The organism is Paraburkholderia youngii (assembly GCF_013366925.1).
Classification (GTDB): Bacteria; Pseudomonadota; Gammaproteobacteria; order Burkholderiales; family Burkholderiaceae; genus Paraburkholderia; species Paraburkholderia youngii.
Window position 1 is genome coordinate 903,651 of record NZ_JAALDK010000002.1, and the last position, 22,742, is coordinate 926,392.

Sequence of the window (22,742 nt, forward strand, 5' to 3'; positions counted from 1 at the left end):
GTTCACGCCAGCGCAGCCAATACCTCGCACTGAATCTGCCGTGCGTAACGATTCAGGTGATAGTCCATGTTGCCCAACAACGCGTCGAGTACCAGATGGCGGCGATAGTGATGGCCGACCTTGTATTCGTTCGTAATGCCGTAACCGCCGTGCAACTGGATGCCTTGCTGCGTCACGAACTTCGCGCTGCGAGTGGTCTGCGCCTTGCAGCCTGAAACCTCGACGCTTCTATTTGGCCCGTTCTCGCTGAGCGCGAGCAATGCGCGATGCAGTGTTGCGCGCGCCTGCATCGCATCGATCGCCATGTCGGCCATCCGGTGTTGCAGCGCCTGGAAGCTGCCGATCGCGACGCCGAACTGCTTGCGGGTCTTCAAATATTCCGAAGCGAGTTCGATGGCATCCTCCATATCGCCTACGAGTTCCGCACAGAGCGCGACGATCGTTTCGTCGACGGCGGCCTGCAGCCCTTCGAAGGCATTGCCCGCTTCGCCTAAGACATCGGATTGCGCCACCACGACGCCTTCGAGCAGCAAGTCGGCCGATGGCGTGCCGTCGAGCAACGCGCAGGTCTTGAGCGTCACGCCCGCCTGCTTCGGATCGACGACGAAAATACCGATGCCATCCTTGTCGCCGGCCGCACCGGCCGTGCGTGCGACGACGAGGAGGCGATCGGCGACAGGTGCGCCCACCACGAGCGTCTTGTAGCCATCCAGCCTCCAGGTCCCGTCGGTGGTCTTCTTGGCGGTGGCCGTCACATAGTGCACCTGGCCTCGCGCCTCGCGTTCGCTGTGCGCGACCGCATAAACAGCCTCCCCCGAGACGATCTCGGCAAGCAGCGTCTCGCGCTGCCCTTCGCGCCCACAGCGAGTCACCAACGACGCGGGAAACACACCGCACATCGCATACGGTTCCAACACCAGCGCGCGGCCGATCTGCTCGGCCACAATGGCGCTTTCGACGGGCGAGAAACCGAGCCCGCCCATTTCCTCCGGAACGGCGATACCGAGCCAGCCCATTTCGCCGAGCGTGCGCCACGTGTCGCGCGAAAAGCCTCCTTCTTTCGAGGCCAGATTGCGGCGATGTTCGAACGTATAGCTCTTTTGCACAAAGCGCTGCGCGCTTTCCAGCAGCATCCGCTGTTCGTCGCTCAACTCAAAATCCATGCTGCACCCTCTTTCTGCCGGCAATTGATGCGATTCCCCCCAACGGGAATCGACGGATGTTCGTGGATCGACTCGAGCTCACAGGTCGAACATCGCCTTGGCGATGATGTTTCGCTGAATTTCGGCCGTCCCGCCATAGATCGTGCAAGCACGTCGATAGAAAGCCTCTGCCGCGAGGCCCGGCGCGTACTCGGGCCCGATAAACGACGAGTCGCGCAGCGCTCGCTCTTCGTTCGGATCAGGATAGAACACGGCACCGTAGTCGCCGATCACCTCGAGCAGCATCTCGGTCAGCTTCTGATGGAGCTCCGAGCCTCGCACCTTTAGCATCGAGCCGATTGCCATTCCGCCGCTGCGCTCGTCGATTCCTTGATGCAGGATCTTCTGCACCGCCATGTCTATCGCGCGAACCTCCAGCTCATACTGCGCAAGACGCGCCGCAAACGTCGGGTCCTGGATCAACGGCTTGCCGGCCACGTGCTCGCGCGACGCGTAGTGCCGGATCTTGCGCAGATAGCGCTTGAGCGCCGGGGCCTCGGCGCCGAGGAACGCGCGCTCGTTGAAGAGCAGAAATTTCGTATACCCCCAGCCCTTGTTCACTTCGCCGATCAGGTTTTCGGCGGGCACGCGCACGTTGTCGTAGAACACTTCGGCAAGGTGGTTGCAGCCGTCGAGCGAGCCGATCGGTCGCACGGTAACACCTGGCGAGGTCATGTCGAGCAGCAAAAAGGAAATGCCTTTTTGCGGCTTCGCTTCGGTATCCGTGCGCACCAGCACGAAATTCCATTGGCCAGAGGTGCCAAAGCTGGTCCAGATCTTCTGCCCGTTGACGATGTAATGGTCTCCATCGCGAACCGCCGTCGTACGCAACGACGCGAGATCGGAGCCCGAGCCCGGCTCCGAAAAGCCTTGTACCCAGAACACTTCCCCGCGTTGAATCGGCGGCAGAAAGCGGCGCTTCTGCTCTTCATTGCCGAACTCGCAAATCACCGGGCCAACTAGCGACACACCCGCCTGATTCTGCGCCGGCGCGCCCGCCAGATAGCACTCTTCTTCGAATATGTAGCGCTGCATCGCGCTCCAGCCGGTGCCGCCGTCCGCAACCGGCCAATGCGGCACTGACCATCCGCGCGTCTCATGCAGAATGCGGGTCCAGCGCTGCGAATCGTCGTCGCCTGCGAGAAAGCCCTGCTGCCCGCGAAAGGCCATATCCGCCGGCAGATGCTGCTTGAGAAACGCCCGAACTTCTTCACGGAACGCCATGTCCGCAGGGTCTACGCGAAAATCCATTGTTTAGCTTCCGGCGTTTTCAGTACGTTGAACTCGATCTGCATCCGCTGCCGGGGCAGCGTTACCGACCAGGGTGCGCGGCGTGGGCGGCACGCGATACAGTTCGTCCACGACGCCACGCCGCCGCTCGAGCACATTGCGTTGGCTGATTGCGCTCTTCGCGCTCAATTCGCCGTTATCGAGCGTCGGCTGCTCGCTTTCGAGCACGATGCGGACAATACGGGCAGAGCTACCTCCAGCACGCGCGGCGAGCTTGTCGAGCCCCGCCTGGAAGAAGGCGCGCACACCGCGGCTGTTGATGATCTGGTCGACGTCCGGCATCGGATCGTGGAGGTCGTCGCAAAGCGCACGGCACGCTTCGATGTCGGGGAAGACAAGCGCGCTCAGGTATTCGCGGTCGTGCCCGGCGATCACGATGTCGCGCGCATACGGGCCAAACACGTTCAGCGCGTACAGTCGCAACTCCGCGACGTTGACCCATGTACCCGTGGATAGCTTGAAGTTCTCCGCGATGCGTCCGTCGAAACGCAGTCCAAGTTCCAGACGCTGCGGGTCGATGAAGGTTGCGGCGTCACCCGAGCGGAAATAGCCCTCCTCGTCGAACGCGGCGGCGGTGCGGTCGGGATCTTTCCAGTAGCCGGGCGTAACACAGTCGCCGAAAAAGCGGATTTCCAGCTTCTCGTCCACCGGAGCCACTTTCACTTTGACGCCGGGCACGGGCAAGCCCGCAATCGCCTCGCGTCGCGGATCCCAGGCTGCCGACATTGGCGTGGGACCCGCTTCCGTCCCGCCGATGCCCGACATGATAAGAACACGCTGGCCGATGGTTCGCACCGCAAGCTCGTCGAGTTGCGCCCAGATGTGCTTCGGCAGGCTAGCGCCGCCGTAGTAGATGAGCGCGAGCTTGCTGAAGAATTTTTTGCGCAGCGCCTCGTCCGCCTTCAGATGCGGAATCAGCGAGGCCAGCCCTTGAGGCGTATTGAGGTAGACGACCGGTGCGATTTCGCGCAACGCCTGCACCGTCGGCCCAATTTCCTCCGGCGTCGGCTTGCCTGGGTCCAGGTAGTACGTACCCCCGCCGTACAGCACCATGCCGAAGTTGTGCGTGCCGCCAAAGGTGTGATGCCACGGCAGCCAGTCGACGAGATCCGGTGGCCCATCCTGAAGAAACGCGAACACCTGGGCGACTTGCTGTCGATTGCTGCACAACATGCGTTGCGGGTAGATGACGCCTTTCGGTGCGCCCGTCGTTCCCGAAGTAAACATGATCTTGCCCACCGTATCCGGGCCGACCGCATTGAACGCCTTTTCGACGTCGGCCGTAACCGGCGTCTTCAGCCAGTCGGCGACACGCGAACCGGCACGCCCCTCCGGCAACGGACCGACGACGACACATTCGACGTCGCCAAACACCTCGCGCAACGCACGGCCATATTGCGCGCCGTCATCAGCTAAGACGAGGCCGGGCGTGCATACGGCAGCGAGTTGCCTGAGCTTCGAGAAGTCCTGCGACAAGAGCGAATATGCGGGCGTCACCGGAATATAGGGAACCCCGACGTGCAATGCGGCGAGCGCGAACAGCGCGTGTTCGAAGCTCCGATCCGAAAGAATCATCAACGGACGGGACGGCGACAAGCCTCGGTCGAGCAACGCCTGCCCCAGCGCACGCGCACCGTCGAACGCCTGCCGATAGGTCAGGGACTCCCATGACTTGCCGTCCGGCGTCCGCCGCGCGAGCAGCGCACGCTCGGGTGTGACACTCGCCCAGTGTTCGAGCCGCTCCGTCAAGCGGACGGGATACGGTTCGAGTGGTTCCTTCAGTTCATACACCACGCTTCCATCGGGCCTTCGCTCGACGATCGCGTCCATGCTGCCGAGGCGGATCGGGCGAAACGGCACATCCATCAGGGCATCGTGCGAAGCCGTACCTGCATCCATCTGAATCGTCCTGTTGTTATCTGGCAAGTCATGTCCCGCGCGCGCTCGCATCGCCATCCGATACACGCAAATCTTGCGGATCAAGACAAACCAATAATTGAACGTCGATCATCATGTTGAACCAGCATAGCGCGAAATCGAACCCGCGTCTATCCGTTGTCACCCACAAGGAAGCCGGATATCCAACCCGCGATCCGGCGCGAATGAAGCACGAAATGCTCGGCACCATCTCATCCTTGCGCACTGCACAATTGCGTGGACATGAAAGCGAAAATGCGCTACTTTTCGAACATCATTCATATTGTTAAACACGAACCGGATCGTAACCGATTCTCGGGACCAAGGAGCCATCATGTCGGATGAGGTCGTCGTCACCGCTGCCGTTCGCACCGCTATTGGAGATTTCGGTGGCGCGCTATCGAGCGTTCCGCCCACGACGCTCGGCGCAACCGTCGTTCGCGCGCTGCTCGAGCGTACGAATCTGCCGGGTGAAGATGTGGGTCATGTAGTGTTCGGCAACGTGATCCATACCGAGCCTCGCGACATCTATCTCGCGCGCGTCGCCGCGATGGAAGGCGGCGTCAGCGCCGAAGCACCGGCGCTGACGCTCAACAGGCTGTGCGGCTCCGGCCTCCAGGCAATCATCTCCGCCGCCCAGGCCATCGCGCACGGCGACACCGAAATTGCCATCGGCGCAGGTGCGGAAAGCATGTCGCGCGCAGCCTACGTGGCCACCGGCGCGCGTTGGGGTTCGCGCATGGGCGACATCCGTCTGATCGACATGATGGTCGGCGCGTTGACTGATCCCTTCAGCGCTTGCCATATGGGCGTAACCGCAGAGAACGTCGCGAAGAAGTACGGCATCACGCGCGACGACCAGGACTCGCTCGCCGTCGAATCGCACCGGCGCGCTGCGCAAGCCATTCACGACGGCAACTTCCGCGAGCAGATCGTGCCGGTCGCCTTGCGTACGAAAAAAGACGAAATCGCTTTCGATACCGATGAGCATGTGCGGTCGGGCACGACCCTCGCCGATCTCGCCAAATTGCGCCCGGCGTTCCAGAAAGACGGTACGGTCACGCCCGGCAATGCGTCCGGTCTCAATGACGGCGCCGCAGCTGTCCTGCTGATGGCCCGCCGCACCGCCGAACAACGTGGCCTTCGTCCTCTTGCGCGACTGGTCTCCTGGGCTCACGCGGGCGTCGACCCGCAATTCATGGGCATTGGTCCGGTGCCTGCCACACGGAAGGCGCTGCAGCGCGCGGGTTTGACCGTCGCCGACCTCGATGTGATCGAAGCGAACGAGGCTTTCGCCGCGCAAGCTTGCGCGGTGGCGAAGCAACTGGAATTCGACAGCGCGAAGGTCAACCCGAACGGATCGGGTATTTCGCTCGGTCATCCGATTGGCGCGACCGGCGCCGTCATTGCGGTCAAAGCCATTCACGAGTTGCATCGTTGCGGCGGCCGCTATGCGCTCGTGACGATGTGCATCGGCGGGGGCCAAGGCATCGCGGCCATCTTCGAGCGCATTTAAAGCTTTCCGCAGCGTTATTCGTTCAACCAGAAGGAGAGACGTGGTACGTCCCGAACAACTGCTTCACGCACAACGACAGCCGGTGGCGCCACGCCCCGCTGCGACGATGCTCCTGGTCCGCGACGCGCTGTACGAAGGTTCGCCAACCATCGAAGTGCTGATGACACGACGGTCGGCGCAGGCGAGCTTCGCGCCGGGCGCGTTCGTCTTTCCCGGCGGAGCGATCGACTCCTCCGATGCACGAATCGCCGGCAGCGCACGACGGCGCGCCACGCAAGACGATACGCAGGCGGTTCAGGCCGTGGCTGCCATTCGGGAAACATTCGAAGAACTCGGCGTGCTACTGGCATGGCGACACGACGGTGTGCTCGTCGACGACCACGATATTGCGAAGCTCGAGCGGGCAACAGCGATCGAGGACCATTGCTCGCAGCATGGGCTCACGCTCGCTGCGGATTGCGTTTATCCGTTTGCTCATTGGATCACCGACCGTGATCTGCCGCGGCGCTTTGACGTCCAGTTTTTCGTGGCGCGCATGCCGGTCGATCAAACCGCGGTCGCGGACGGCGCCGAGCAGTTCGAACCTTTGTGGGTCCGTCCCGACGAGGCGCTGGCACGCAATGCCGCTGGCGACTTCGCGATGATCTTCCCAACGGTGCGCACCCTCGAGCGCCTTCGCTCGTTCGACTCGGTTGATGCACTGCTCGCCGCGTGTAGGGCGGAAAAGTCCCTCTGGAGCAGTTGTCCGCGTGGTGGGATGAAAGCAGGCAGTGTCATGCGGTGCATGGAAGGCGATACCCCATACGGCGAACTGCGCCTCGTGTGCCCCGATGGCCAGGTGCTCCACTGTCTCGATTGGCGATCCACAGACGCGATCCCACTCCTGCGAAACGTGATGCGATTGACCGCGACGAACGGCGGATTGATGACCGGTCCAGGCACGAATAGCTACATCGTCGGCACGGCGGCGACTGGCTTCATCGTCGTCGATCCGGGACCAGGCGACCTGGCGCACCTTCAACGCATCTTCTCGGCAACGGGCGGCGACATTCGCATGATCGTCTGCACGCACTCCCACGTGGACCATGCGCCCGGAGCGAGGCCGCTGCAGTCCATGTGCCCGCACAAGCCACCCATCCTCGGCGTGCCGTCCGGACCTGCCGCCAAGGCAAGCAATCACTTCGCCCCCGACCGTGAATTGCTCGACGGCGAGGTGCTCACGCTTGCGCATGACGGAGAGACGCATCGATTGCTCGTGGTCTCGACGCCGGGGCACGCAAGCAACCACGTGTGCCTGGTCCTTCTGGAGGACGGACTGCTATTCAGCGGCGATCACATTCTGAATGGCAGCACGACCATCATCGATCCTCCGGACGGCAATATGACGGCGTACCTTGCGTCACTAGACCGACTCGACGCGATCTGTACCGAACGTGAGATCGAATTTATTCTCCCCGCACACGGGTACGTGCTCGACCGGGCGCGTGACCAGATCGCGCGCCTCAAGGCACACCGGTTCGCCCGGGAAGCCAAGATCGCCGACGCGGTCAAGGCGCTGCCGAGTGGTTCGATTGACGATTGGCTGCGGCTTGCTTACACCGATGTTCCCGAAAGACTGTGGTCAGCCGCTTCCCGGTCGCTGCTGGCTCATCTCGAACGGCTCGACGAACACCGTCATCTGATCTCGCACGCGTGCTTGCGCTCGTAATGCCCGTATCAGCTGTCCACGCCCGTGGAATCCCAAGCTCGGACAGCCGCATTCGATTGCCGTCTTCTTTCGACTTCAGCTCTCTGCTACGAGCGCGGTCAGCCGGTCATGAATGAGTGCGCGCGCCTCAGCCACCATCCGATTCACGAGTTCCGCACAAGTGGGAATATCTTCGATAAGCCCGATTGCCAGACCGGCCGGGAACGTTCCATCTTCCGTATCGCCCGTCTCGTACATACGCTTGCCGCGCTCCCCGCTGACGAGCGGCTTGAGATCCGCAAACGTCGCACCCTCTTTATGCTCCAGTTCCAGCACTCGCTCCGCTACCGAATTCCTGAAGATACGCGACGTGTTCTTCAGCGTGCGGAAGATCAATGCCGTATTGCGCTCATCATGCTCTACGAGCTTGCGCTTGACGTTCTCGTGAATAGGCGCCTCCCGCGTTGCCATGAAACGCGTTCCCATGTTGATCCCATCCGCGCCGAGCGCGAGTGCGGCGACCATGCCGCGCGCATCGGCGATGCCACCCGAGGCAATCATCGGGATGCGCAGCTTCGCGGCCGCGGCCGGCAACAGGACCAGATTCGGCACGTCGTCCTCACCGGGATGGCCGGCGCATTCGAATCCGTCCACGCTCACGGCGTCGCACCCCAACGCCTCGGCTTTCAGCGCGTGACGCACCGACGTGCACTTGTGGATCACCTTGATCCCCGCAGCCTTGAATGACGGCATATATGACTCGGGATTGCGTCCCGCCGTCTCGACGATCTGCACACCGCTCTCCACGACCGCTTGCGCGTACTCGGCGTACGGCACCGGCTTGATCGTCGGCAGGATTGTCAGGTTCACGGCGAATGGCTGATCCGTCATCGAGCGAACGCGAGCTATCTCGTTGCGCAATGCCTCCGGTGTGGGCTGAGTGAGAGCGGTGATGGTTCCGAGCGCACCGGCGTTCGAGACAGCAGCGGCCAATTCCGCGCGGCCCACCCACATCATGCCCCCTTGAACAATCGGGTATCGAATCCCAAGCAACTGTGTAATGCGCGTTTTCATCTGCTGATTCCTGTGTAAGTGCATCCTGATTCGTCAACGTGCAGCGGTCGAGCGTCGCGTGTGAAATGCGTCGCTCGTTTATATTTACGAACATCGTGCAATTATATACACTTCTCCATTGCCGATGCTCATGTGCTGCACTCGCGGACACGCATGTGATTGCACGAGGCATGAACGATCAGGAGAATTGATGAACAAGCGAGACAACGAGATTAGCGCTGAGGAAGCGTCGGTTCTCCCGACCCTGGATCAAGCGGAAGAAGCCGTGCGTACGCTCATCCGATGGGCAGGCGACAACCCCGAAAGGGAAGGCCTCATTCAAACACCCGCACGCGTCGCGCGCGCATACCGCGAGTTCTTCTCGGGCTACGAATCCGATCCAATGCAGATCCTGGCAACCACGTTTTCCGAGGTGGATGGCTATGACGAGATGGTGGTGCTAAAGGACATTCGCTTCGAAAGCTACTGCGAACATCATATGGTACCCATCATCGGACGCGCGCACGTTGCCTACTTGCCCGAGCATCGCGTGGTCGGCATTTCCAAACTCGCGCGCCTCGTAGATGTCTATGCCAAGCGTCTGCAGATCCAGGAGAAGATGACCGTTCAGATCGCCGACGCGTTGAACACCGTGCTGCAACCCAAGGGGGTCGCCGTCATTCTCGAAGCCGCACATCAGTGCATGAGCACGCGGGGCGTGCATAAGCCGGGCGCGTCGCTGGTGACGAGTCGAATGCTGGGCGCATTCCGCGACGATCCTTCCACGCGCCGCGAGTTTCTCTCGATTGTCGGTCACGGTGCGAATACTCCATTACCCAATAGCTAAAAGCCAACGTCGGCTTCCAGCCGACGTTGGCTTTTTGGACAAATCGATTGGCGTATCCGCGGCAAGCGTCGTGACAGGCTTGCGTACGGTTTCAGACCTCGGCGGGTTGACGCGTCGTTAGAGGCCGTTCATAAGAAACGTCTTCACGATTTCTTGAACTAACGCCGTTGCTCATCAGGATTTCACGCCATGCCGCAGGTACTTCTGCAGGCGTGAGTTCGTTGATAGCTTCAGAGATGCAGACACGAGCCGCGATCGCCCACACACCATCACGCTTCTCGAAGCGGTCGATATAGCGCCCCACCGCCAGCGTGTCCGGCTTGACGCGATTTTCTCCGAAGAAAAGCCAGTACGTTTCCGCGTGTGCCTCATTGCCCTGCAATTCGACGCTGTGATTGAACACCATATGGTGGTGCGACAACTGATGCTCGGTATGGTATCCAAAAGCCCAGTCGACGAATTCCTCTGCATTTCCAACGAATGCGCCGTGATCATCGATGGCGCCCGGATGGTATGCCGACAGCGTCAACTCACGGTCCATGCGGTCGACCCCGCGACAATACCGGTGCACGCATTCGAGTATGTCCTGCTTGTCCAACAGCGCTTCCACGCGTGCGTTCAAGTCTTCATTCATCGTTTTTACCGTTAGATGGTCATGGCGACAAAAAAGACGACCGCGCCAATCACGGCGCCAACGAAGCAATAGCCTTCGCCTGTCGACAAATCAGTTTCCTGCGCTCGCGCACGGCTCGCGATCGCACATCCGATGATGCCCGCAAGTGCCGTCAAGCCAAGCACGGCAAACGTCATCACGACGCCGAACAGCGCGGACCGACCTAGTTCTTCCATGTGCAGGTCACGTTGCAGCAGCCAGACCGCTGCTGCCGAAATCGACAGAAGAATGAGCGGCAGCCATACTCTGCGCGCTTCTCGTGCGCTCTCGCGAGTCAGCGTTTTCATCGTGTCCGGCCCCCCATGCGCGGTTTGCCGAGAGTACCAGGCGCCATTGCTTCCAGCGCGCGCGTCACCCAATTCGGCTGTCTTGCGCGAGCCGATTCGTTCGACGAGGGAGCGCCGTTTTCAGCGCGCTGACGACGATAGTCGAACGTGTAGTCCGCAAGTGGACCTCGTAAATCGCTGTCGAGAAAGTACATCGCATGTCTCCGATCAGACTTATGCCTGGCGGGCGCTTGCATGGCGCCTCTAGATAGACATCCTAGGTCACGGAAAACTGTTATGCAACAAGTCGTTCAATTAATGGCGTCGGTGTTTTCACTAGCCGTGAAGGGATAGACCGGATCGCATGCGCGAGCGGCCGTTGCACACATGGTCATGTGTGCAACGGGGTCGGCAATGAGACGCGGACGGGCAATCAGGAGACCTGGAAGCCGCCGTCGACAGCGAGAAGCTGTCCGGTGACATAGTCCGATGCCGGCGACGCGAAGAACAGCACAGCCCTCGCGATATCGGAGGCGACACCGATGCGGCCCAGCGGCATGCGGCCAGGCTGCGTAATGGGCCCGTGGGCCTGATGAACCTTCGTCGATGCGGCCGCGCCCTCCGTTGCCACGCCGCCGGGCAGCACTGCGTTCACGCGAATTCCATGTGGTGCGAATTCGAGAGCTGCGACCTTGGTGAGGTTGTTGACACCCGCCTTCGATGCGCCGTAGTCGCCGTTGTCGAAAATCACCGGCTGCAGCGAAGCCACCGACGAAATATTGATGATCGAACCGCCGTTTTTGGCACCCTGCATCCGCTTGATCGCTTCGCGCATGCACAGGAAGGTGCCGCGCAGGTTGACGCCTAGCACCTTGTCCCACTTCTCGGCCGACGTCTCGACGAATTGCGTCTTCGGATAGATACCCGCGTTGTTGACGAGAATATCGAGGCGCCCGAGCTTCGCCTGCACGGTTTCGTACATCGCGAGAATCGACGCTTCATTGCCGATGTCCACTTTGACCGCGATAGCCTTGCCTGACGCGCTTTCGATTTGTTTGACCGTCTGCTGCGCCGCTTCCTCGTTCAGATCCGCCGCGACCACTGCCGCGCCGGCCGACGCAAGCAGCAGGGCCGTCTCACGTCCGATGCCCGAACCTGCCCCTGTCACCACCGCTACTTTCTGATCGAGATTGAATAGACTCGCCACATTCGTGCTCACTGCTCCTCCTTTTGGCTCGCGTCGCGAGCAAAGTTATTTTCTGAACGTCATTCGGAAAAATAAACGCCCCGTTTGAAGGTGTCAAGATAAACGAGGATCCGCATGACGGAAGGAGCAGCTACTGTGGGTATCACGTAGCAGTCGACGACGCGATTTCACGCATGATGTCGAGCATCGAACGATGGTAGGGCTTGTGAGGCCTATCCGCCCACACCAGCGACACTTCGGTTTCGCCCGAAGCTGGAACATCCTCGATGTCGATGTAGGCGACCCCCTCCACGGGCAAGTACCGCGCCGAGTCCAGCATCAGGCCGACACCCAGTTCGTGAGCCACGAGATTGAGCATCGTATAAGGATGGCGCGCTTGCTGGGTTACGCGCGGCGACAGCCCCGCCTCGCGGCGCGCTGCCTCGAACGCGGCGAAGAGCGGCTGCGACATCTGCTGAGGGAACATGATGAGCGGATATCGCGCGAGATCCGCGATGCGAATCGAACGCTGCGTCGCCACCGGCCACTTCGCCGGAACCGCGGCGACCACACGCAGGCGCTCGATGACCACGCTTTCCAAACCCGAGACGTCCGCGGCGCTGGTGACCACCACGCCCAGGTCAATGCTGCCGTTTTTCACGCTGGCGACGGTCAAAGCACTGCCGCGCTCGATCAACCGGACGTCGACACCGGGCCATTGCTTGCGGAGGCCCTGAATGGCTAGCGGCATGATTCGAACCGCGCACATCGGCACGAACGCAACGCTCAAACTCGCCAGTTCGTCGGCGGCTTGCCGCACGCGCCGCTCGGCCAGCTCGGCTTGCGCGATCAGTGGCTTCGCTTCCGCGAGCAACGCGGCTCCGGCGGGCGTGAGCGAAACGCCTCGCGGTGTGCGTTCGAGCAGTTTGATACCAAGCTGCTCCTCCAGCCGCATGATCGACTGGCTGAGCGGCGGCTGCGCCATGCCCAGTCGCGCAGCCGCACGGCCAAAGTGCTGGGTCTCCGCAACCGCAACGAAATGTCTGAGATGCCGCAATTCCATGAGCTGATATGACTTTGATATCGGGTGCCGCCAGCATATCGCCTTTGTCCCGTTGCGGGGCACTGCGGACGAACCCTGGTCACATTGTTGAACGCGGCTTGGTGAACGCGGGCCCCCACGACATATCGGGTGCTCCCCAGCTTGACGTCAAGCATCGATCCACATACATTTTCGAATGTCGTTCCACAATACGAATAATAATCAAAGGCAGCTCAAGTGAGCTTGGACAGATATGGGGCAACAGAACAATACGAATCGCGATTACGAGCTACAGGACCATGAGCTGATGGTCTGCTGCGTAGGCGTGCAATCTCAGGTGGTCTATACGAACCCGGTTTATCAACGCGTCACGGGCTTTTCGCTGCAGGAACTCCAGGCTACGCAGGGAGCGGACCGCATACGCGACGTTCCCCAACCGGTACTGGCCGACCTCGGAGCGGCTGTTAGGCAGGGCAAGCCCTGGAGCGGACTGATCAAGCTCGCCTGCAAGCGTGGCACCCTCGTGTGGTGCCGTTTGAACATGGCGCCACTCGTTTCGCACGGACGATACATCGGCTCCCTGATGGTTCTCAGCAAGCCGGTTCATGGTGAGATCGCGCAGACCGAAGCACTGTATCGACGTTTTCGCCCTGACCATGACGGAAAGCTCGGATGGGAGCAAGGGCGCATCGTGCGCCGCGGCATTTTTGGCAAGGCCGCCGGCCGGATTCGCTCGGTTGGTCTGAAGCGCTACATCTGGGGTGTCCTCGGCGTGCTCACCCTGGTGGACATACTCGGACTGGCGAGCTGCGCCGAGGGGCTTTCCTCGTTCTCTTTCTGGAGCGAACTCGTCGCCTTGATTCTGCTGACCTCCGCTGCGGGCGTGTTCCTGTCTCGCGTCATCGCTGCCCCATTGCAGGAAGCCGCGCGAACAGCGATGAAGATTGCCGCGGGCGATCTGAGCGCCACGTGTCACAGCGTTCGAAGCGATGAAATCGGTGATGTGCTTCGAACGCTGAATCAGGTCAGTATCAACATGCGTGCCACCGTGCTCGACGTCCGTAATGGCGTAAAGACCATGCAACAGGCAACGAACGATATTGCCGCGGGCACGTTCGAGCTTTCCGGACGAACGGAAACGCAGGCCAGCAGTCTGGAAGAGACGGCTGCTTCAATGGAGCAGATCAACTCGACGGTGGGTCACAATGCCGACGCAGCCAGACAGGCGAGTAGTCTGGCCGCCCGCGCGAGCCAGGCGGCCGAAGATGGGGGACGAGTAGTAGATCAGGTCATCTCGACGATGGAGAAAATCACGCAGTCGAGCAGCAAGATTTCGGACATCATCTCCGTCATCGATGCCATTGCTTTCCAGACCAACATTCTGGCCCTGAACGCCGCGGTCGAAGCCGCGAGAGCCGGCGAAGACGGACGTGGGTTCGCCGTGGTAGCGGGCGAGGTCCGGAATCTCGCTCAACGCAGCGCGCAGGCCGCAAAGGAAATCAAGGCGTTGATCACGCAAAGCGTCGAAACGGTCGAAGGAGGATCGAAGCTGGTCGATTCGGCAGGCAAGACGATTGCCGACATCGTCGCGCAAGTTCGAGGCGTAACCAATCTGGTCAGCCAGATCGCGGAGGCATCGCGAGAGCAGTCGGCCGGAGTCAGTCAGGTCAGCGTTGCGGTAGAACAATTGGACCGCATGACGCAGGTTAACTCAACGCTCGTTCAGCAGCACACGGCCGCAGCCGATAGCATGAAGCAGCAGACCCAGCGACTCGCCGAAATGCTGTGCCTTTTCACGCTTTCCCGCGACGAACGAAACGCGCTGCTGAGCGGAACTGCCGCGTAAAGCCGTAATGGTAGATGTCTGGACGATGTCTTCAGCGTCCCGGCTATTCAATAACACCATCCTGATCTCCGACGTCATAGCTACAACCGCAGTCCAGCAATCCGCTGCAAAATGACCGCCGTGTACTAACACAACTTTGCAAATGCTCATTCGCGCGCTCCAGATCAGGCAAATCGTCGCAGAGGTCAACCCGCGATAATCATCTCCGCCGCCTTCTCGGCCACGGCGATCGTCGCGGCGTTCGTGTTGCCCGAAACGATGTTCGGCATGACGGAAGCGTCGACCACGCGTAGCCGCTCGACACCGCGAACACGCAACCGGGTGTCGACTACGGCCATGTCGTCGGCTCCCATCCGGCAACTGCCTACAGGGTGGTAGCCGATGCCCACGCGTTGGCGCACGTACGTCTCCCACGCACTATCGCTTTCAGGCAACGACGCAGGTTCATGATCGCCGATCACGTGTCTCGCCAGCGGGGTCGCGGCGAACACCTCGCTCACAAGACGGCTGCCCTTGATGGTCAACGCAAGATCGCGTGGATCACCCAGCAACGCGTGCTCGATGACCGGCTTCGAGCACGGATCGAGATCTTTCAGGCGGATCCGTCCGCGGCCGTGGGGTCTCAGCACCTGCGAGCCGATCGTTACGCCTGCCTGCTTCGCGAGCGCGGGATGTCCGCCGACGAAAGCTATCGCCAGCGGCAAGAAGCTCATCGCAATGTCCGGCTCGGTCAGTTCGGGTGCGCTGCGCGCGTAGGCCATCGCGTGGACGGCTATCGAGGTCAGAATCCCTCTCTTTACCGTTGCATACTTCAGCAGATGTCCCGCGAGACGCAGAGGACCCACCATTGTGTTGTACGTCGGCACGTCGGTCAGTCGGCTCTGGGAAACCCCGCAATGTTCCTGCACATTACGGCCGACGCCGGGCAGATCGGCGACGATTTCAACACCCATCGCGGACAGATCAGCACCAGCGCCGATGCCGGATCGCAACAACACGCCGGGCGAAGCGATCGTTCCCGCACTCAGCACAACTTCGCGGCGAGCGGTAAAAGTGCGCCTCTCTCCTGCGACAATCACCTTCACACCAATCGCCCTCCGTTCTTGGAAGAGCACGTGGTCTACGACCGCGCCAGTCGTGACAGTGAGATTGGGCCGATCTAGCGCAGGTTCGAGGTAGGCCTTGCGAGCGCTGCAGCGTTTGCCCTTCCGGGTCGTGCCATAGACGATAAATGATCCATGCACGTCGCCTGCGCAATACTCCGCACGCGCTGGCATGCCGCAATGCCCCGCAGCCTCGAGAAAGGTGTGAGCCAATGGATGCAGTACGCGCGGCGGCGAGACGCTCAGCGGACCATCAGAGCCATGCGCCGGGGACGCGGGACCGGTGAAATTCTCGGACTTGCGGAAATACGGAAGCAGATCGTCGAATCCCAAGCCCGGGCACCCGCTGTCCCGCCACGCGTCGTAATCCCCACGCTGGCCACGGATATAGACCATCCCATTGATGCTGCTGCTTCCACCTAGCGCCTTTCCCGCTGCCCATGTCGTCATGCGCGCACCGGCGGAGGGATCGGGCGCGGACGGATAAATCCAGTCCGCCTTGGGATTGCCCATCAGCGCGAAACTGCCGGCTGGCATATCGAAGAGAAATCCCTTTCCTTCCTTGCCCGCCTCCAGCAGCAACACGCGTGTCGAAGGATTCTCGCTCAATCTCGCCGCAATGACGCACCCAGCCGAACCGCCGCCGATCACGATATAGTCGAAAACGCTTTCTCTCATCGCTTGCCTTCTCTGCGCGCAACGAAGACGTTCTTGAGCTGCAGATACTCCTCCATACCGGCCCAGCCACCCACCCTGCCGAAGCCGCTTTGACGGTATCCGCCGAACGGCGCACCTGGTGCCATCGAGGCGAAGCCGTTGATGTTCACGTAGCCCGCGTCGAGGCGCTCGGCGAATGCGTGCGCCCGGTCGAGATCATTGGTGTGCAGATAGGCACCGAGCCCGTAACGCGTACCGTTGGCGATCGCCAGCGCCTCTGCGTCATCGGCAAAGGGAGTGATCGACAACACGGGACCGAACACCTCGTTCTGTTCCAGCGCACTTCCGGGCTGCACATCGGCAAACACGGTCGGCTGGATGAAGAAGCCGTCGGCCAGTTCGCCGCCCAATCGCTCGCCGCCCGCAACCAGCTTGGCGTCGCGTCGCGCTTGCGCAATGATGCCGAGGATACGATCGCAAGCCGACTGGCATATCACCGGTCCGGCGATAGTGCCGGAATCGAAGGGATCACCTATCTTCATGCTGGCAGCCACCGCCGCGGCGCGCGCCACCATTTCGTCGTAGCGGGATCGGTGCACGAGCAAACGGGTCGGGTTCACGCAACCCTGCCCGCTCAGCCCCAATGCGCCATATACCGCCTGCATCACTGCGGCGTCGAGATCGGCGTCTTCGAAGACGAGATTGGCGGACTTGCCGCCCAGTTCCAACGCGACCGGCTTCAGACATGCCGCCGCTGTCGCCATCACACGCCGTGCGACGCCTTCGCCGCCCGTGAACGTGACCTTGGCGACGTCGGGGTGAGCCACGAGCGCCTCGCCAGCCTCGGCCTCGCCGGGCACCACATTGAACAGGCCCGCTGGCAAGCCGGCCTGATGAGCGAGTTCAGCAATTCGCAGCGCGACGAAAGGCGCAAGCGCTGGCGGCTTCAGAACGACGCCATTGCCGGCAGCGCCATCATGCAGGTCGCCATCAGCGGACCGTTCCAGGGAATGATGACGCCCACCACACCATAAGGCTCTCGCCGGGTGTAATTGAAGCCTGGCGCCGGATAAGACTCGCCATACGAACCCTCGATCTTGTCGATCCAGCCCATGTAGTGATCGACCCAACCCAGCGCCATGTCCATCAGCGGCAGTCCCACTGGAATGCCGGACTCCCTGGCACCGAGAAATGCCAACTGCTGCTGGTTCGCTTCGAGCAGCTCGCCGAGGCGCCTGAAGCATCGTGTCCTCGCGCGCGGCCCCATCTCCGTCCATACGCGTTGGGCCGCCTTGGCCGCCTTGACGGCGCGGTCGATGTCGCTCGCGCTAGCCAGGCGCACAACGGCCTGAGGACGACCCGTCGAAGGGTTGACGTGCTCGATGGCGTCGCCATCACCTTCGACAAATGCGCCGCCGATAAAGAGTCGGCCGGGGACGTCGAGCGGGTGTTGGTGCGCGGGGGAAAGTGACATGTGCTGTTCCATTGAGCGTTTGACTTCTGGAGGCAGAAGAGGCGTGCAGGAACAGACGCCGGGCGCGTCGTCGCGGTCGGTCGTGTCGTCTCCTGAATGTTCTCCTGGCCGGCTGGCGCGCGACGCGAGCCGGCTCTGATAAATTCGATTCTAGCGATGGCCCATGCTTTACACTGCTTACCGAACGGAACATCTAGAGTGACTTTCTTTCATTAATTGACGATGCCCGAAATCCGAAACCTGCAGCCTTTCGTTCAGGCCGTCCGTTGCGGCAGCTTCATCGCAGCGGCCACCCGGCTCCAGGTCACACCGCCTGCCGTCAGCAAGAGCATTGCCGCTCTGGAGCGTGAACTGGGCGTGCGCCTCTTCAACCGGACCACCCGCAAGCTCAGTCTGACGAGCGAAGGGCGGCAGTTCTTTCAACGCGTGGCGCCGTTGTTGAGTCAACTCGACGAAGCCGTCGCGGATGTGCGGCGCAGCCCTGAGCATCCGGAGGGGGTGATCAAGGTTTCGGTGACGCCCACGTTCGGGAGGCATTGCCTCACTCCGGTGATCGCGGAGTTTCTGCAACGCTACCCGCTCGTCGAAATCGACATCAGCTATGACGAGGTTGCGCCAAGTCTGGTCAATGACGGTGTCGACGTGAGCATTCAGCATGCGCGCGGACGAGGAACCAACCATGTCTCCCGTCCGCTGTGTGACTACCCAATCGTATTGGTCGCGAGTCAGGACTACCTCGAACGCAAGGGGGTGCCGCAATCGCCGGATCAACTGGCCGAACATGACTTCATCGGCATCCGGATGCCTTTTGGGCTCGCGGCGCTTCATCTCGAACGCTTGCCCGGCGGTACGCGAAAACGAGCCAATCGCGGGGAAAAGGCGTTCATCCATCATCCCCGCGGCCGTCTCACCGTCGCGGGTCAGCCGGATACAAGCCTGATCGCCGCTCTCAGCGGCGCCGGCATCACGCCGTCCTCGGTGCCTGTGGTGCTGCCGTATCTGCACTCCGGAGCGCTCAAGATCGTGCTTCCCGACTACAGGGTGCGCGGAGACGAGGCGGAGGGTGCGGGACCACGCATTTACGTGCACTATCCCCACCGCCAGTATCTGCCCGCGAAAGTCAGGGTTTTCGTGGACTACCTGCTCGAACGCTTTCGGACAACCGATTTCGGCAAAGCGGAACTCGACAGATATTCGGCCTGAGCGCCGGCCGCCTTCACTCGCGGTCGGTGCCGCGCCGCCGATACGCGGAAGGACTCGTCGAAACGTGCTTGCGAAAGATGTTGCGAAATGCGCGCACGTCCGAATAGCCCACCATGACGGCGATCTGCTCGATGGAGATCTGCGTGTTGCGCAGCATCCTCTTGGCAGACTCGATGCGCAGTGAACTCGCATAGGCACGCGGCGTCACGCCCAGGCTACGTGTAAAGCGACGCAGCAACGTGGCATGACTGACGGCGAGGAGGTCCGCCAGCTCGCTGATCTTGAAGTCCTGAGCGAAACGCTGCGCGAGCCAGAATTGCGCGCTGCTCACGAGCGGATCGTCGCTCGTCAGGCGGCCTTCCTCGCGCTCGCCGTCGGTGCCGGTCGTCGATGCGAGCCATTGAGCGGTGTGCGGCGATATCGCACGATCGACCAGACGGGCCACGAGTTGCCACTCGCTTGCCGGCACGCTGCAAGTGTGCACGCCGTCATGCTCGGCGATCGTGGAACCCGGGTCCACGCGCACCTTTGGAAAGCGCGACCGGAACAGGCTTCTGAGCACTCGCGGGACCGCTGCCGGGCCACCGTCGAGCAAGCCCGCCTGCGCGAGCAGCGCCCCTGCCGTGCCGCTCGCTGCCAATACGGCTCCCCGCGCACGCTGCCAGCGCAACCAGTCCGTCACGGGCTCCGCGTGATCGAGGAGCGTAACGAGCGCCTCTTCACTGGCGACCGCAAAAGCCGGGACATAGACGATGCGGTACTCGGTATCGCCGAGCAGGTTCCCGTCACTCTCCATCCTTCGCCCGCCGGCGAACTCCAGGCCGTTTCCGTTGGCGCCGAGAAGACGCACCTGCGTCTTCATCGTGTGCCGGTAGGGAGGAGCGAACTGCCCGAATATGTGTCGTGCGATCAGCGCGAATCCGTCTACGAGCGCGCCGACGCTCGATAGATAGCTGCCTGGCAGCACGAGCGCGGCAACGTCTTTTACCGGTTCAGTCGGAGCGGCGGGCTTGCGAATTTCGATCCCCCAATATGCAGATTTTGATCCTCTTTCGCCGCGATCTTAGCACGCATCATCGTTGCTATCGCCGACCACCAGAACGGCGGGGAACGCGGAATCGCATCCGCTGCCAATAGCCGCGCCGTCGCGGTTAAACAGGAGACAGAAATGAAGAACCTCGAAGAAAAGCTTGCCTACGGCTTAAAGGTATTCGGCGAAATCATGGGGGAAGACAAGGCAGCCGGCTTGCGCGCCGCGAGCGAGTCCACCGGCTTCGGATCCGACATTTCGCGCCTTGCCGTCAACTACGCGTTCGCGGATGTTTGGGGCGACGACAAACTCGAGCGCAAGCAGCGCAGCCTCGTCACGCTGGGCATCCTCATCGCCAACCGGCAGACACTCGAACTGAAGAACCACGTCCGCATTGCCGTGCGCAACGGTCTGAGCGCACGCGAACTCGAAGGTGTACTCATGCAGGCGCTCCCATATGTCGGCTTTCCTGCCGTCGCCTCCGCTACCACGGCCGTTCTCGAGACGCTGCGGGAACTGGGCATCGACACCACCACCCGCACTTCGGAAGAGCGCGGATTGCTGTAAGGCGCCATCGGTGCGCCCCGCGATCTAAGGAGACAATTTATGAGCACACCAATCGTCGATATCGTGCCAGCAATGCGCGAATTCAACGTTTCCAACGACCTGATCGGCGATCACGCCGCGCTGCAAGCACGATGGAACGAAGACGGCTACCTGTTTTTCCGCGACGTTCTGGACCATGAGCCGCTGGAGCGCATGCGCGGTCTGCTGGTTGACCACCTCGACAGCCACGGCTTCGTGGACCGTAACGATCGAGACGTGCGATGGACCGGCAAAGAACGCGAAAACTTCAGCTTCTTTCCTGTGAAGGCGATGAATGAACAGCGTGCCGCACGCACCGTGATGGAAGACCCGGCGATTCGTGCGTTCTTTCAGCGACTGTTCGGCGTACCGCTTTACTGGGTGCCGTTCACCGAATACCGCACGTCGCCGCCCGCTATCGACAAAAGCCGCACGCGCTTCGACTTCATTCATGAAGATGCCATCTACAGCGACCGGCTCGATTTCATCATCTGCTGGATTCCGCTCAGCGATATCGATGCGCAAGTTGGCGGGCTGGCCGTAGCGGAAGGATTGCACAAGCTTCCGTGTCTGCACAGGAAAGACGGCGACAAGATCATCCCGATCGATCTCGCTAGCGTGCCCGAAGACGCATGGCGCCGCACGAACTACCGCTTGGGCGACGTCCTGTTGATGAGTCGACGCACGCCGCACTCCGGCCTCAGCAATCATTCGGACCGTTTTCGTCTTTCTCTCGACACGCGCATTCTGCCGCACGGCGGAAGTTTCCCGTTCGAGCCGCGCCTGCCGTATGTGGGGACGCTGACGTCGATCGCATCGGGCCAGATCGTCGTGCGCGACGCGCATGGCGAACATGTGCTGCGACTCGACGAGACGAGCTATCTGCGCGGTTTCCAGGGCAACCGTCTGCGCGGAGACGAAATCGCCGACGTTTATCAGCCGGGCTGCGAAGTGATCGTTGCGCATGAAGGCGGCCTCGTTCAAACGCTGCGGCCGCAGCACTGATCGTCGCATCAGGCGTGAAGACGAGGTTCGTCTTCACGCCGCCACACGCTTTACCTTTCTGAAGCATCGGCTCAAGCTCCGCTCCCACATTAATTGAACATCGTGCTAATATCAGAACGCGTGCTTCGGAGCACGAGGCCGCGCATCTGCAATCACTGTCACCGGGATCAGCGGCATCGCGCGCGAACCGTCCAGGCATGACACGCCTGACCTGCGTATCGTTCGACCACGGGACAAGTCATGATCGATTCATCCGACGCGGTACTCGTCATCGGCGCCACTGGCATGCAAGGCGGTGCCACGGCTCGGCATCTCGTTGCGGCTGGGCGCAAGGTGCGTTTCCTCACGCGAAATCCAGACTCGCCGGCTGCGCGTGCACTTGTCGAAATGAATGCGCAGGCGCTCCACGGAGATCTGGACGACAGCGAGTCCCTCGAAAAAGCGCTGGAGGGCGTCGGTTCCGTCTTCTCCGTTCTCCTTCCTGATTTTGATCGCAGCGACAGCGAACGCCGCCAAGGCTTTGCGCTCATCAACGCAGCACGTAACGCGGGCGTCGCGCAGTTCGTTCATACCTCGGTGGCGCAGGCGGGCAATCACGAGACGTTTCCCGGCTGGAACGACAAGCGTTGGAACCGAAAATACTGGACGGACAAATGGGACGTCGAAGAGGCCGTTCGCTCGGCGGGTTTCGAATCGTGGACGGTCTTGCAACCCGCATTCATGATGGACAATCTGGCTGAGCCGAAAGCAGCCGCGATGTTTCCGCACCTACGCGAAGGCCTGTTGCTCACCGCATTACTACCCGACGCACGACTCGACTGGATTGCCGCCGACGACGTGGGCGCGCTCGCGACCAGCGCGCTAACCGATCCGCAACGCTGGCACGGTCACACCGTGCCGCTGGCGTCCGAAAAGCTCACGATGGCCGAAGTCGCGCAGCGCCTCGCCAACGTAATGGGTGTACAGATCAGCGTTTCGCACGTCTCACCGGATGAAGCCAGAGCAAATGGACTCTTACCGGGATGGGTGAATGCACAGGAATGGATCAACGCGGTCGGGTATCGCGTCGATCTCGATGCGCTTTCCGAACGTGGTGTCCAGCTTACTCCGATGGTGGACTGGATCGATGCGAATCGACAGCGCATCCCACTCGCATAGGT

18 protein-coding genes and 1 pseudogene are annotated in these 22,742 nt (G+C 61.4%); 8 read left to right on the forward strand and 11 right to left on the reverse strand.

The features are described from left to right. Window positions 1–2: 2 nt before the first annotated feature. The 3 genes from G5S42_RS35470 to G5S42_RS35480 form a co-directional block, all read right to left on the reverse strand. On the reverse strand, window positions 3–1,163 hold the full coding sequence (locus G5S42_RS35470) for an acyl-CoA dehydrogenase family protein (protein ID WP_176111395.1): 1,161 nt from the start codon (window positions 1,161–1,163) through the stop codon (window positions 3–5). Window positions 1,164–1,241: 78 nt separating this feature from the next. Continuing rightward, window positions 1,242–2,453 (reverse strand): acyl-CoA dehydrogenase family protein, encoded by a 1,212-nt coding sequence (locus G5S42_RS35475; RefSeq protein ID WP_176111396.1) that lies wholly within the window; start codon window positions 2,451–2,453, stop codon window positions 1,242–1,244. Window positions 2,454–2,456: 3 nt separating this feature from the next. Then, complete coding sequence (locus tag G5S42_RS35480; RefSeq protein WP_176111397.1) at window positions 2,457–4,391, reverse strand: AMP-binding protein; 1,935 nt, start codon at window positions 4,389–4,391, stop codon at window positions 2,457–2,459. Window positions 4,392–4,743: 352 nt separating this feature from the next. Here G5S42_RS35480 and bktB point away from each other — a divergent pair, with 352 nt between their 5' ends. Both bktB and G5S42_RS35490 read left to right on the forward strand, forming a co-directional pair. Then, complete coding sequence (gene bktB, locus G5S42_RS35485; RefSeq protein WP_176111398.1) at window positions 4,744–5,925, forward strand: beta-ketothiolase BktB; 1,182 nt, start codon at window positions 4,744–4,746, stop codon at window positions 5,923–5,925. Between the two features lie 40 nt (window positions 5,926–5,965). Beyond that, the gene (locus G5S42_RS35490) at window positions 5,966–7,633 is read left to right on the forward strand and encodes an MBL fold metallo-hydrolase (RefSeq protein ID WP_176111399.1); all 1,668 of its coding nucleotides are present in this window, start codon (window positions 5,966–5,968) and stop codon (window positions 7,631–7,633) included. A 75-nt stretch (window positions 7,634–7,708) separates the two neighbouring features. Here G5S42_RS35490 and G5S42_RS35495 read toward each other — a convergent pair whose 3' ends face one another. Then, entirely contained in the window at window positions 7,709–8,686 is a 978-nt protein-coding gene (locus G5S42_RS35495; protein WP_176111400.1) for an NAD(P)H-dependent flavin oxidoreductase, read from the reverse strand. Between the two features lie 190 nt (window positions 8,687–8,876). Between G5S42_RS35495 and folE the strand changes: the two genes are divergently transcribed. After that, window positions 8,877–9,512, forward strand: a complete 636-nt coding sequence (gene folE / locus G5S42_RS35500; protein ID WP_176111401.1) for a GTP cyclohydrolase I FolE — start codon at window positions 8,877–8,879, stop codon at window positions 9,510–9,512. 91 nt (window positions 9,513–9,603) lie between these two features. On the opposite strand, the gene G5S42_RS35505 is transcribed toward folE, so the two are convergent. From G5S42_RS35505 to G5S42_RS35520, 4 genes are all read right to left on the reverse strand, one after another. Continuing rightward, complete coding sequence (locus tag G5S42_RS35505; protein ID WP_176111402.1) at window positions 9,604–10,146, reverse strand: nuclear transport factor 2 family protein; 543 nt, start codon at window positions 10,144–10,146, stop codon at window positions 9,604–9,606. A gap of 11 nt (window positions 10,147–10,157) precedes the next feature. Next, the gene (locus G5S42_RS35510) at window positions 10,158–10,472 is read right to left on the reverse strand and encodes a hypothetical protein (RefSeq protein ID WP_176111403.1); all 315 of its coding nucleotides are present in this window, start codon (window positions 10,470–10,472) and stop codon (window positions 10,158–10,160) included. Between the two features lie 412 nt (window positions 10,473–10,884). Beyond that, window positions 10,885–11,670: an SDR family NAD(P)-dependent oxidoreductase gene (locus G5S42_RS35515; protein WP_018436029.1), complete on the reverse strand. Its 786-nt coding sequence runs from the start codon at window positions 11,668–11,670 to the stop codon at window positions 10,885–10,887. Window positions 11,671–11,800: 130 nt separating this feature from the next. After that, window positions 11,801–12,700, reverse strand: a complete 900-nt coding sequence (locus G5S42_RS35520) for a LysR family transcriptional regulator (protein WP_176111404.1) — start codon at window positions 12,698–12,700, stop codon at window positions 11,801–11,803. A gap of 232 nt (window positions 12,701–12,932) precedes the next feature. Here G5S42_RS35520 and G5S42_RS35525 point away from each other — a divergent pair, with 232 nt between their 5' ends. Next, window positions 12,933–14,525, forward strand: a complete 1,593-nt coding sequence (locus tag G5S42_RS35525) for a methyl-accepting chemotaxis protein (protein WP_176111405.1) — start codon at window positions 12,933–12,935, stop codon at window positions 14,523–14,525. A gap of 185 nt (window positions 14,526–14,710) precedes the next feature. Here G5S42_RS35525 and G5S42_RS35530 read toward each other — a convergent pair whose 3' ends face one another. Together G5S42_RS35530 and G5S42_RS35535 are read right to left on the reverse strand one after the other, a co-directional pair. Beyond that, on the reverse strand, window positions 14,711–16,306 hold the full coding sequence (locus G5S42_RS35530; RefSeq protein WP_176111406.1) for a GMC family oxidoreductase: 1,596 nt from the start codon (window positions 16,304–16,306) through the stop codon (window positions 14,711–14,713). After that, window positions 16,303–17,771: pseudogene (locus tag G5S42_RS35535) on the reverse strand (aldehyde dehydrogenase family protein). The gene G5S42_RS35530 and the pseudogene G5S42_RS35535 overlap by 4 nt, the downstream one beginning before the upstream one ends. Window positions 17,772–17,981: 210 nt before the next feature. On the opposite strand from G5S42_RS35535, the gene G5S42_RS35540 reads away from it, so the two are divergent. Next, a complete protein-coding gene (locus G5S42_RS35540; RefSeq protein ID WP_176111407.1) occupies window positions 17,982–18,962 on the forward strand; it encodes a LysR family transcriptional regulator in 981 nt (326 codons plus the stop codon). 13 nt (window positions 18,963–18,975) lie between these two features. On the opposite strand, the gene G5S42_RS35545 is transcribed toward G5S42_RS35540, so the two are convergent. Continuing rightward, window positions 18,976–19,929 (reverse strand): GlxA family transcriptional regulator, encoded by a 954-nt coding sequence (locus tag G5S42_RS35545; protein ID WP_176111408.1) that lies wholly within the window; start codon window positions 19,927–19,929, stop codon window positions 18,976–18,978. Between the two features lie 201 nt (window positions 19,930–20,130). Between G5S42_RS35545 and G5S42_RS35550 the strand changes: the two genes are divergently transcribed. The 3 genes from G5S42_RS35550 to G5S42_RS35560 all read left to right on the forward strand — a co-directional run bounded on the left by G5S42_RS35550 (window position 20,131) and on the right by G5S42_RS35560 (window position 22,740). Continuing rightward, window positions 20,131–20,559 (forward strand): carboxymuconolactone decarboxylase family protein, encoded by a 429-nt coding sequence (locus tag G5S42_RS35550; protein ID WP_176111409.1) that lies wholly within the window; start codon window positions 20,131–20,133, stop codon window positions 20,557–20,559. Between the two features lie 39 nt (window positions 20,560–20,598). Continuing rightward, entirely contained in the window at window positions 20,599–21,582 is a 984-nt protein-coding gene (locus G5S42_RS35555) for a phytanoyl-CoA dioxygenase family protein (RefSeq protein WP_176111410.1), read from the forward strand. A gap of 240 nt (window positions 21,583–21,822) precedes the next feature. Further along, window positions 21,823–22,740, forward strand: coding sequence for an NmrA/HSCARG family protein (locus G5S42_RS35560; protein ID WP_176111411.1), 918 nt, complete (start codon window positions 21,823–21,825; stop codon window positions 22,738–22,740). Window positions 22,741–22,742 lie beyond the last annotated feature (2 nt).

Excerpts from the sequence above, each read along its gene's own strand:
- bktB (WP_176111398.1), top strand. The coding sequence starts at position 4,744 with ATGTCGGATGAGGTCGTCGTCACCGCTGCCGTTCGCACCGCTATTGGA.
- G5S42_RS35510 (WP_176111403.1), bottom strand. The coding sequence starts at position 10,472 with ATGAAAACGCTGACTCGCGAGAGCGCACGAGAAGCGCGCAGAGTATGG.
- G5S42_RS35530 (WP_176111406.1), bottom strand. The coding sequence starts at position 16,306 with ATGAGAGAAAGCGTTTTCGACTATATCGTGATCGGCGGCGGTTCGGCT.
- G5S42_RS35555 (WP_176111410.1), top strand. The coding sequence starts at position 20,599 with ATGAGCACACCAATCGTCGATATCGTGCCAGCAATGCGCGAATTCAAC.
- G5S42_RS35520 (WP_176111404.1), bottom strand. The coding sequence starts at position 12,700 with ATGGAATTGCGGCATCTCAGACATTTCGTTGCGGTTGCGGAGACCCAG.
- G5S42_RS35505 (WP_176111402.1), bottom strand. The coding sequence starts at position 10,146 with ATGAATGAAGACTTGAACGCACGCGTGGAAGCGCTGTTGGACAAGCAG.
- G5S42_RS35475 (WP_176111396.1), bottom strand. The coding sequence starts at position 2,453 with ATGGATTTTCGCGTAGACCCTGCGGACATGGCGTTCCGTGAAGAAGTT.
- G5S42_RS35495 (WP_176111400.1), bottom strand. The coding sequence starts at position 8,686 with ATGAAAACGCGCATTACACAGTTGCTTGGGATTCGATACCCGATTGTT.
- G5S42_RS35540 (WP_176111407.1), top strand. The coding sequence starts at position 17,982 with ATGCCCGAAATCCGAAACCTGCAGCCTTTCGTTCAGGCCGTCCGTTGC.
- G5S42_RS35480 (WP_176111397.1), bottom strand. The coding sequence starts at position 4,391 with ATGGATGCAGGTACGGCTTCGCACGATGCCCTGATGGATGTGCCGTTT.
- G5S42_RS35470 (WP_176111395.1), bottom strand. The coding sequence starts at position 1,163 with ATGGATTTTGAGTTGAGCGACGAACAGCGGATGCTGCTGGAAAGCGCG.
- folE (WP_176111401.1), top strand. The coding sequence starts at position 8,877 with ATGAACAAGCGAGACAACGAGATTAGCGCTGAGGAAGCGTCGGTTCTC.
- G5S42_RS35550 (WP_176111409.1), top strand. The coding sequence starts at position 20,131 with ATGAAGAACCTCGAAGAAAAGCTTGCCTACGGCTTAAAGGTATTCGGC.
- G5S42_RS35525 (WP_176111405.1), top strand. The coding sequence starts at position 12,933 with ATGGGGCAACAGAACAATACGAATCGCGATTACGAGCTACAGGACCAT.
- G5S42_RS35560 (WP_176111411.1), top strand. The coding sequence starts at position 21,823 with ATGATCGATTCATCCGACGCGGTACTCGTCATCGGCGCCACTGGCATG.